Raw genomic sequence first — 9,596 nt, 5'->3', positions numbered from 1 at the left:
GAGATAACCGGCGTCGTCGCCGATCAGCGCGCCGCCGGGGAAGGTGGTCTTGGGCAGCGACTGCAGGCCGCCTGCGGACAGGGCCCGCGCACCGTAGGACAGGCGCTTGCCGCCTTCGAGGTAACGGCGGATGGCGGGGTGGGTCTTGTAGCGCTGGAACTCTTCGAACGGGGAGAGGTAGGGGTTGGTGTAATTGAGCCCGACCACGAAGCCGATTGCGACGAGGTTGTCCTCGAGGTGATACATGAAGGAGCCGCCGTAGGTGTCGCTCTCCAGCGGCCAGCCGGCGGTATGCACGACGAGACCGGGTTCGTGCAGCTCGGGCTTGATCTCCCACAGCTCCTTGATACCGATGCCGTAGGTCTGCGGGTCGGCGCCGTCGCGCAGCTTGAAGCGTTCTTCGAGCATCTTGCCGAGATGGCCGCGACAGCCCTCGGCGAACAAGGTGTAGCGGGCGTGCAACTCCATACCCGGCTCGTGGTTCGGGCCGGGCGTGCCGTCACGATTAAGGCCCATGTCGCCGGTGGCGATCCCCTTGACTGCGCCGGTTTCGTCGAAGAGCACTTCGGCAGCGGCAAAGCCGGGGTAGATCTCGATGCCCATCGCTTCGGCCTGCTCGCCGAGCCATTTGGCCAGATGACCGAGGCGGACGATGTAGTTGCCGTGGTTCTGGAAACAGGCCGGCAGGAACATGTTCGGGACGGTTCGCGCGCCGCTCTCGGACAGGAACATGAAGCGATCTTCGCGCACTTCGGTGAGGATTGGCGCGCCCTTGTCCTTCCAGTCGGGTATGAGTTCCGCTATCGAACGGGGATCCAGGACTGCGCCCGACAGCGAGTGGGCGCCGATTTCGGCACCTTTTTCGATGAGGCAGATCGACAACTCGGCGCCTTTCTCGTCAGCGAGCTGCTTCAGCCGGATCGCTGCAGCCAGGCCAGCCGGGCCACCGCCCACGATCAGTACATCGAATTCCATGGATTCGCGTTCCATCGCGTTTCTCCTCGAAGTGCCCGTCTGGACGATTCCGCCGACGGCATTGTCATTTCGTGTCAGTCTAGCCCGGATAATTCACGAATTGCACGCAGGTCCGCTTGGTCTTTGTTCCGTATGCGAGCTCCGCTACAAAACAACGCCTCGCGCGATCACCGCGTACGTTCTCGAAACATGCTGACTGGCGCCACAGCGCTATCATTGAGCGCTGTCGTAGGGGTCGCATGCGATGCGACACAACATACGGGTGCGTATGTTACATTGTCGCCGCTGAATTCGCCAATGTGGGGAAAACGATGACCGAACAACGCAAGTTGCTCTACACCACGCGCATGCCGGTGCGCTGGGGAGACATGGATGCCTACGGGCACGTCAACAATACTGTGTATTTCCGCTACTTCGAGCAGGCGCGGGTGGAGTGGATCGAGAAGATGGGCTTTCCGATCGACCCTAACGTCGAAAGTGGCGCGGTGATCATCAGCGCCGACTGCACCTTCCTGATCCCGGTAAACTACCCGGCAACCGTGGAGATAAGGGTGTACGTGGGGCAACCGGGCCGCAGCAGTCTGATGACCTGGTACGAGCTCTACGTGGAGGGCGATGATCGCCTTTACGCAGAGGGCTCGGCCAAGGTGGTGTGGATGGAAATGGCCACTGGCAAGTCCGCGCCGTTGCCGGATGCGGTGCGGGCTGCCTGCAACGGTTGACGATCATCATTCACTGCCAATAAGAGCAAACGAGGAGACCAAGCATGACGCAGCAACCCGATCAGGCACTGTGGGTGCCGTCGGCCGACCGCATTGCCGCGGCCAACATCACCGCCTTTGCGCGCACTGCCGAAGCGAAATGGGGCCTGAGCCTGCCCGACTACCCGGCGTTGCACGCCTGGTCGGTGGGTCAGCCCGAGCAGTTCTGGACCTCGGTGTGGGACGACGGCGAAGTGATTGGCGAGCGCGGCGAGACCGTGCTGCTTCACGCCGACCGTATGCCGGGTGCCGTCTGGTTTCCCGATGCCCGGTTGAACTTCGCGCAGAACCTGCTGCGAAGCCGGGACGACCATGACGCGCTGGTGTTCTGGGGTGAGGACAAAGTCATCAACCGCGTGACACACGGGGAACTGTATCGGGAAGTCGCCCGTTTTGCCGCTGCGCTGCGTGAGATGGGTGTAGGCAAGGGCGACCGGGTTGCGGCCTGGATGCCGAACATGCCGGAGACCATCGTCGCAATGCTGGCTACCGCCAGCATCGGCGCGATCTTCACCTCTGCCTCGCCGGACTTCGGCGTTCAGGGCGTGCTCGACCGCTTTGGCCAGACCGAGCCAAAGGTGCTGATTGCGGTCGACGGCTACTGGTACAACGGCAAAATCGTGGATTGCATGGCCAAGCTCGCCGAGGCGACTGCACGCTTGCCTTCGCTCCAGCGCGTCGTCGTGGTGCCTTATGTGCATCATGACCATGAACTGGCCGGTGTAGCCCACGCGCGAATGCTCGGGGATTTCCTCAAGCCGCACCATCATGTCACCGAGATCGCGTTCGAGCCGCTGCCTTTCGATCATCCCCTCTACATCATGTATTCGTCCGGCACGACCGGGGTGCCCAAGTGCATCGTGCATTGCGCCGGGGGTGCGTTGTTGCAGCACCTCAAGGAGCATCGACTGCACAGCGACGTGAAGCCTGGCGATCGCTTGTTCTACTTCACGACCTGCGGCTGGATGATGTGGAACTGGCTGGTATCCGGGCTGGCTGCCGGCGCCACGCTGCTGCTCTACGACGGTTCGCCCTTCATCGGCAAGGGTCGTATCCTGTTCGACTATGCCGACGCGGAGGGCATGACCCACTTCGGCACCTCGGCCAAGTTCATCGACGCGATCGCCAAGATCGAACTCAAGCCGCGCGAGACCCACAAGCTCGAGAGCTTGCGCGCACTGATGAGCACCGGCTCGCCGCTGGTGCCCGAGGGTTTCGAATACGTCTATCGCGAGATCAAGGCCGACATTTGTCTGTCGTCCATCTCCGGCGGTACCGACATCATTTCCTGCTTTGTGCTGGGCAATCCGACTTTGCCGGTGTGGCGGGGCGAGATTCAGTGCAAGGGCCTCGGCATGGCGGTGGAAGTGTTCGACGAGAATGGCAGGCCGGTCGAGCGCGAGAAAGGCGAGTTGGTGTGCACCCGTCCATTCCCGGTGATGCCGATCGGTTTCTGGAATGATGACGACGGCGCCAAGTATCGCGCGGCCTATTTCGAACGCTTCGACAACATCTGGTGCCATGGCGACTTCTGTGAAGTCACCGAGCATGGTGGTCTGGTCATCTACGGCCGCTCGGATGCGACTCTGAACCCGGGCGGGGTGCGCATCGGCACCGCCGAGATCTATCGTCAGGTGGAGAAGCTCGATGAGGTGGTCGAATCCATCGTCATCGGCCAGGACTGGGAGGGCGACGTACGGGTCGTGCTGTTCGTCAAGCTCCGTGAAGGTCTGGCGCTCGACGACGTTCTGATCAAGCGGATCAAGCAGACCATTCGTGACAACACCACGCCGCGCCATGTGCCGGCCAAGGTGCTGCAGGTGGCCGATATTCCCCGTACCAAGAGCGGCAAGATCGTGGAGCTTGCAGTGCGCAACGTGGTGCACGAGCAACCGGTGAAGAACGTCGAGGCACTGGCCAATCCGGAAGCCCTCGAGCATTTCCGCAACCGAAGGGAACTCAAAACCTGAAGGAGAACCCCATGCTGATGAATCGTGAAAAGTCCGTGCTGCTGGTCGTCGATGTGCAGGCCCGCCTTGCACCGGCCATCCACGAAGGCCAGAAGGTCATCGACAACTGCATCTGGCTGGCCGGTGTGGCCGGGCGCTGCGGCGTGCCGATCGTCGTCACCGAGCACTGGCCGCAGAAGATCGGCGGTACCGTCGAGTCGGTGCGCGCCGCCACCGAGAACGCTCAATACGTGGGCAAGGAATGCTTCTCGGCTGAAGCCGACGGTTGTCTGAAAGGCACCGCGGTTGAAGACCATAGACAGATCATCGTGTGCGGCACCGAGGCCCATGTCTGCGTGCAGCAGACAGCGCTCGGCTTGCGCTGGGCGGGCAAGGAGGTGTTCATCGTCGCCGACGCCTGCGGCTCGCGTGATCCTGCCAACCGCGACCTGGCCTATGCGCGCATGCGGGCGCACGGCATCGAGATCGTCTCGCGCGAAATGGTCGCTTTCGAATGGCTGCAGCGCGGCGGCACCGAGATGTTCAGTGGCGTAATGCGCGACTTCATTCGCTGAAGTCCAGCTCCCCCTGGGTAGCGGCATCCGTGCTTGCCACCGCTTCGCTTCGGGGGCACAGCGAGCCGATGCGCACGCCCAGCAGCCTTATGCGCTTGTCGAGCGGCACGCGTCTAAGGCACTCGCCGGCGGCGCGTCGAATCTGCGCGCCGTCGATCACCGGGTCGGGCAGGGTCGAATCCCGTGTCACGGTCTGGAAATCCTCGTAGCGTAGCTTGATGCCGACCGTGCGGCCGGCAACATTCTTGCGCGCAAGGTCATCGGCGACACGCATGCACAAATCGGTGAAGATCCGGCTCAGCTCACTGCGGTTCAGTCGTGGGTGAAGGTCTCGCTCGAAGGTGGTTTCGCGACTCACCGATTTGGGTTCGGAGCTGGTGACCACGGGTCGCTCGTCCCGTCCGTGGGCAGCCGCGTGCAGCCAGGCGGCATAGCTGCCGCCGAAGTGCGCCTGCAGCAGGCCAAGGTCGGCAGCGGCAAGTTCAGCAATGCTGTGAATGCCGAGACCTGCGAGCTTGTCGGCCGCCTTTGGCCCGATGCCGTTGATCCGGTTCGCCGGCAGCGGCCAGATCCGGGTCTGAATGTCTTCCGCCTGCAGAATCGTCAGACCGTCCGGTTTGTCGAGTTCGGAGCAGATCTTCGACAAGAGCTTGTTGGGCGACACGCCAATGGAGCAACTCAGCCCGGTTGCCTCGCGCACGGATTGCTTGATGTCTCGGGCGATGTCTTCAGTGTCTCCCGGCAGCTCACTCAGGTCGATGTAGATCTCATCGATGCCCCGATCCTCGATCAGCGGTGCAACGCGCGCCACCGCCGCCTTGAACAGGCGTGAATAGTGTCTGTAGGCGTCGAAGTCGGCCGGTAGCAGGATCGCGTCGGGCGCGAGCTGCGCCGCTTTCATGATGCCCATGCCGGAATGGATGCCGAATCGGCGCGCCTCGTACGTCGCGGTGGTGACCACGCCCCGCCCGGCGTAGTCGCGCAGTCGGGCAAAGTCTTCGGCGCGGGCGTTGTTGTCTGGTCGGCTGAGGCGACGCCCGCCGATCACGACTGGTTGGCCGCGCAGCTGCGGGTAACGGAGCAGTTCTACCGAAGCGTAGAATGCATCCATGTCGAGGTGGGCGATACGGCGTTTCATGCGCGGAGAAGATAACCGATTCGATGTCGGGTGGGGGGCATGCCTTGCCCGTCGGGAGCGGGCATGCGTTCACTCCTGAACTTCCTGCTGTGGGCAGTGATTTGCTACGGCGCGATCGTCGCGTTCATGGCCCTGACGCAGTCGCGACAGATCTTTTTCCCGATCTCCGCGCTGGCGACCACGCCTGCGGTGCATGGCATGCCGTATGAGGATGTCTGGCTGGATACCGAAGATGGGTTGCGGCTGCATGCCTGGTTGATCCCCGCTCCCAAGGAGCGGGGCGTGCTGCTCTTCTTCCACGGCAATGCGGGCAACATCTCACACCGCATCGACTCGATCAGGATCTTCCGCGAACTCGGACTTTCGGTACTGATTGTCGATTATCGCGGCTATGGTCAGAGCGACGGCCGACCGACCGAGCAGGGTACTTATCTAGACGCCCAGGCCGCCTGGGACTGGCTGCGTGACGCGCGCGGCGTGCCGCCGGAGCGTATCGTGATCTTCGGTCGCTCGCTCGGTAGTGCGATCGCCGCATGGCTTGCAGCGCGGGAGCGGCCGGCAGCAGTGATACTCGAATCGGCCTTCACCAGCGCCCCGGACCTCGCCGCCGATCTGATGCCCTGGTTGCCGGTGCGGTGGTTGCTGCGCTTCGACTACGACACCCGCGCGGCAGTCGCGCGCTTCAAGTCACCGGTGCTCGTCGTGCACAGCCGGCAGGACGAGATTGTGCCCTTCGCCCATGGTGAGGCAGTGTTTGCGGCTGCGCCGGAACCTCGCTATCTGCTGACGATTCAGGGTGGTCATAACGACGGATTCATTCGCAGCCGGACCGAGTATGAGCGCGGGTTGGAGGATTTTCTCGACCGCTATCTGCCGCTCACCGCTGCGCTCGATTGAATCGGCTGCCGCTTGCTCATGGTCCAGGCAACCATCGCGGCAGCGGCGCCGGTGGCCACATGCTTGATGTTGTGGCCGCTGACGAATTCGCCGGTCAGCGCGTAGATCTGGTGGTCGAGCCGGTCGCCAAGGTAGCCGAACAGATAGAGCGTCAGCGCGATCAGGTAGCCCTTGGTATGTGTGTAGCGAGCCGGCAGCAGAAAGGCGAGCGGCGGCACGACGATGAGCATGGCGTGCAGCGCCAGATAGGGACGCAGGTCGCCGGTGGCGAACGTTTCGGTCAGGTGCCAGTAGATCACCGCGAGGGGGCCGACGAATAACCACACGACGACCAGGGCACTGCCTGCGCGATCCACATGGGTTCGTTCGGCGATCATCAGCGCGGTCACGCTCACCAGTACGACACTCAGCGGAAGGCGGTCCCAGAACAGGCTGAGGTTGTCAGGCGCATGGTGATACCAGGCCGAACCCAGGCCGGTGGCGAAGAGGGCGGCGAAGAAGATTCGTGCGAGAAGGCGCTCGAAACCGGATTCGAAGAGCGCCCCACGTCCGATGACAATCCACCCGAGGGAGCCTGCCAGCAGATAGGTGACATTGGTCAGCACGTTGGCCAGGTCGATTCCGGGTGAGGTGCGGCTGGCGAAGGCGTGGTAGGCGGGGTCCTGAGGCAGGGCGGGCCAGAGCAGCATGGCCGCGAGCAGTCCGACTACATAGGCGGCGACCAGCAGCATCGTTGCGCAGAACAACCTGGGGCGGGCGCTCGTCTCGGTCATTGTGTCCTATCGCTTGAAACTCGTTATTGAATTCAGTGGTTTAGCTTGTTTGCATGCAGGTCGAGGCAGGGGCGGAAACTGGCAACGCACAGACCCCCGCTTCCTGAGGGCGGATCACATCGGTTATTATCGCGCTTTCCCGCATCTGCTTTTTCCATGACCAAATACGTCTTCGTTACCGGCGGTGTCGTGTCCTCTCTGGGCAAGGGCATCGCGGCGGCCTCGCTTGGCGCCATTCTGGAGTCGCGCGGGATCCGCGTGACACACCTCAAGCTCGACCCTTACATCAACGTCGACCCGGGCACGATGAGCCCGTTCCAGCACGGCGAGGTGTTCGTCACCGAGGACGGGGCAGAAACCGACCTCGATCTGGGTCACTACGAGCGCTTCACCAGCGCCAAGATGAGCAAGCGCAACAACTTCACCACCGGCCAGATCTATGAGTCGGTGATCAAGAAGGAGCGCCGTGGCGAGTATCTGGGCAAGACGGTCCAGGTTATTCCGCACATCACCGACGAGATCAAGCAGTTCGTCAAGCGTGGCGCCGAAGGTGCCGACGTCGCGATCGTCGAAGTCGGCGGCACCGTGGGTGACATCGAGTCGCTGCCGTTTCTCGAAGCCATCCGCCAGATGGGCTTCGAGGAAGGGCGCAACCGCACCTGCTTCATGCATTTGACGCTGTTGCCCTATATCCCGACCGCGGGCGAGCTCAAGACCAAGCCTACTCAGCACTCGGTCAAGGAGCTGCGCGAGATCGGTATCCAGCCCGACATTCTGTTGTGTCGTGCTGACCGCGAGATCCCCGCCGACGAGCGGCGGAAGATCGCGCTGTTCTGCAACGTGATGCCGGAAGCGGTAATCGAGTGCCTCGATGCCGATTCGATCTACAAGATCCCGGGCATGCTGCACAACCAGATGCTCGACGAGATCGTTTGCCACAAGCTTGGCATTCTTGCGCGCGCAGCGGATCTCAGCGTGTGGGAGCGCCTCATTCATGCGCTGGAAAATCCGAAGGCTGCGGTCAACCTGGCCTTTGTCGGCAAGTATGTCGACCTCACGGAATCCTACAAGTCTCTGATCGAGGCCTTGAATCATGCCGGGATGCACACCGAGTCCAAGGTGAATATCCACTACATCGATTCCGAAGACATCGAGCGCGACGGCTGTGGCGTACTGGAAAAGATGGACGCCATCCTCGTGCCCGGGGGCTTCGGCAAGCGCGGCACCGAGGGCAAGATCGCGGCGATCCGGTTCGCCCGCGAGAACAAGGTGCCTTACCTGGGCATCTGTCTCGGCATGCAGCTTGCGGTCGTCGAGTTTGCACGCAATGTCGCGGGTCTGGCCGGCGCACACTCGACCGAGTTCGATACCGCCACCGAGCATCCGGTGATCGGCCTGATCACCGAATGGCAGGATCGCACCGGCAAGGTCGAAAAGCGTTCTGCCGATTCTGACCTCGGCGGCACCATGCGCCTGGGCGGGCAGCTCTGTCATCTTGCCGAGGGTTCGCTTGCGAGGGACATCTATGGCATGCCGGAGGTCATCGAGCGCCATCGTCACCGTTATGAAGTGAACAACGCCTTGCTGCCTTCGCTCGAGGACAAGGGGCTTCGAGTCTCGGGTCGAGCCGAGGGAACCGGTCTGTGCGAAATGGTCGAACTGGCTGATCATCCGTGGTTCGTGGGGTGTCAGTTCCATCCGGAATTCACCTCCAACCCGCGCAAGGGTCACCCGCTGTTCACCGCCTTCGTGCGGGCAGCGTTGGCGCGCAAGACGGGCAACTGACGAGGGTAAGCCGATGAAGCTGTGTGGATTCGAGGTCGGGCTCGACAAGCCCTTCTTCCTGATTTCGGGGCCGTGTGTCATCGAATCGCGAGAGATGGCGTTCGATACTGCCACGCGTCTGCGCGACATCTGCGGCGAACTCGGCATTCCGTTCATCTACAAGTCGTCGTACGACAAGGCCAACCGCAGTTCGGGCAAGTCCTATCGGGGGCTCGGCATGGAGAAGGGCCTGGAGATCCTCGCCGAGGTGCGCGACAAGGTCGGTGTCCCGGTGCTCACCGATGTGCATACCGTCGAAGAGGTGCCGGTGGTAGCCGCGGTGGTCGACGTGTTGCAGACGCCGGCCTTTCTGTGTCGCCAGACTGACTTCATACATGCGGTCGCCGCTTCGGGCAAACCGGTCAACATCAAGAAGGGACAGTTCCTCGCGCCGGGCGACATGAAACAGGTCGTTGCCAAGGCGCGAGAGGCCGCCGGTGGCGCCGACACCATCATGGTGTGCGAGCGTGGCGTTTCCTTCGGTTACAACAATCTGGTCTCCGACATGCGTAGTCTTGCGATCATGCGCGAGACAGGCTGCCCGGTGGTGTTCGACGCGACCCATTCGGTGCAGTTGCCGGGCGGGCAGGGCACCTCGTCCGGTGGTCAGCGTGAGTTCGTGCCCGTGTTGGCGCGTGCCGCGGTTGCGGCCGGGGTGGCCGGGCTCTTCATGGAGTCTCACCCCGACCCCGAGAACGCGATGT

The 9,596-nt window shown here is 62.5% G+C and carries 9 protein-coding genes; 6 read left to right on the top strand and 3 right to left on the bottom strand.

Annotated elements, in window-relative coordinates:
- The coding region (locus GPA21_RS16895) for an NAD(P)/FAD-dependent oxidoreductase (RefSeq protein ID WP_168989286.1) at positions 1–990 on the bottom strand (990 nt) is incomplete at its 3' end.
- Positions 991–1,286: 296 nt separating this feature from the next.
- Between GPA21_RS16895 and GPA21_RS16890 the strand changes: the two genes are divergently transcribed.
- The 3 genes from GPA21_RS16890 to GPA21_RS16880 are packed head-to-tail and all read left to right on the top strand — an operon-like array spanning position 1,287 to position 4,260.
- A complete protein-coding gene (locus tag GPA21_RS16890) occupies positions 1,287–1,697 on the top strand; it encodes an acyl-CoA thioesterase (protein ID WP_168989285.1) in 411 nt (136 codons plus the stop codon).
- A 44-nt stretch (positions 1,698–1,741) separates the two neighbouring features.
- Positions 1,742–3,706, top strand: coding sequence for an acetoacetate--CoA ligase (locus GPA21_RS16885; RefSeq protein ID WP_168989284.1), 1,965 nt, complete (start codon positions 1,742–1,744; stop codon positions 3,704–3,706).
- Between the two features lie 11 nt (positions 3,707–3,717).
- Positions 3,718–4,260 carry an isochorismatase family protein gene (locus GPA21_RS16880; protein ID WP_168989283.1) on the top strand — a complete coding sequence of 181 codons (543 nt, stop codon included), beginning with the start codon at positions 3,718–3,720 and terminating at the stop codon, positions 4,258–4,260.
- Here GPA21_RS16880 and dinB read toward each other — a convergent pair.
- The gene (gene dinB / locus GPA21_RS16875; protein WP_168989282.1) at positions 4,250–5,398 is read right to left on the bottom strand and encodes a DNA polymerase IV; all 1,149 of its coding nucleotides are present in this window, start codon (positions 5,396–5,398) and stop codon (positions 4,250–4,252) included. The genes GPA21_RS16880 and dinB overlap by 11 nt on opposite strands.
- A 63-nt stretch (positions 5,399–5,461) precedes the next feature.
- Between dinB and GPA21_RS16870 the strand changes: the two genes are divergently transcribed.
- On the top strand, positions 5,462–6,295 hold the full coding sequence (locus GPA21_RS16870; protein WP_168989281.1) for an alpha/beta hydrolase: 834 nt from the start codon (positions 5,462–5,464) through the stop codon (positions 6,293–6,295).
- Here the strand turns inward: GPA21_RS16870 and GPA21_RS16865 are convergent.
- Complete coding sequence (locus GPA21_RS16865) at positions 6,265–7,068, bottom strand: hypothetical protein (protein WP_168989280.1); 804 nt, start codon at positions 7,066–7,068, stop codon at positions 6,265–6,267. The two genes, GPA21_RS16870 and GPA21_RS16865, sit on opposite strands and share 31 nt — an antisense overlap.
- A 156-nt stretch (positions 7,069–7,224) precedes the next feature.
- Here GPA21_RS16865 and pyrG point away from each other — a divergent pair, with 156 nt between their 5' ends.
- Both pyrG and kdsA read left to right on the top strand, forming a co-directional pair.
- Positions 7,225–8,853 carry a CTP synthase gene (pyrG, locus tag GPA21_RS16860; protein ID WP_168989279.1) on the top strand — a complete coding sequence of 543 codons (1,629 nt, stop codon included), beginning with the start codon at positions 7,225–7,227 and terminating at the stop codon, positions 8,851–8,853.
- Positions 8,854–8,866: 13 nt separating this feature from the next.
- A partial coding sequence (kdsA, locus tag GPA21_RS16855) for a 3-deoxy-8-phosphooctulonate synthase (RefSeq protein ID WP_168989278.1) occupies positions 8,867–9,596 on the top strand: 730 nt, incomplete at its 3' end.

Origin of the sequence: Azoarcus taiwanensis, from assembly GCF_012910885.1 — a bacterium.
In the GTDB taxonomy this organism is placed as follows: Bacteria; Pseudomonadota; Gammaproteobacteria; order Burkholderiales; family Rhodocyclaceae; genus Azoarcus_F; species Azoarcus_F taiwanensis.
This window is presented reverse-complemented; position numbering and strand designations above follow the sequence as displayed.

Excerpts from the sequence above, each read along its gene's own strand:
- GPA21_RS16890 (WP_168989285.1), top strand. The coding sequence starts at position 1,287 with ATGACCGAACAACGCAAGTTGCTCTACACCACGCGCATGCCGGTGCGC.
- GPA21_RS16870 (WP_168989281.1), top strand. The coding sequence starts at position 5,462 with ATGCGTTCACTCCTGAACTTCCTGCTGTGGGCAGTGATTTGCTACGGC.
- pyrG (WP_168989279.1), top strand. The coding sequence starts at position 7,225 with ATGACCAAATACGTCTTCGTTACCGGCGGTGTCGTGTCCTCTCTGGGC.
- dinB (WP_168989282.1), bottom strand. The coding sequence starts at position 5,398 with ATGAAACGCCGTATCGCCCACCTCGACATGGATGCATTCTACGCTTCG.
- GPA21_RS16885 (WP_168989284.1), top strand. The coding sequence starts at position 1,742 with ATGACGCAGCAACCCGATCAGGCACTGTGGGTGCCGTCGGCCGACCGC.
- GPA21_RS16865 (WP_168989280.1), bottom strand. The coding sequence starts at position 7,068 with ATGACCGAGACGAGCGCCCGCCCCAGGTTGTTCTGCGCAACGATGCTG.
- GPA21_RS16880 (WP_168989283.1), top strand. The coding sequence starts at position 3,718 with ATGCTGATGAATCGTGAAAAGTCCGTGCTGCTGGTCGTCGATGTGCAG.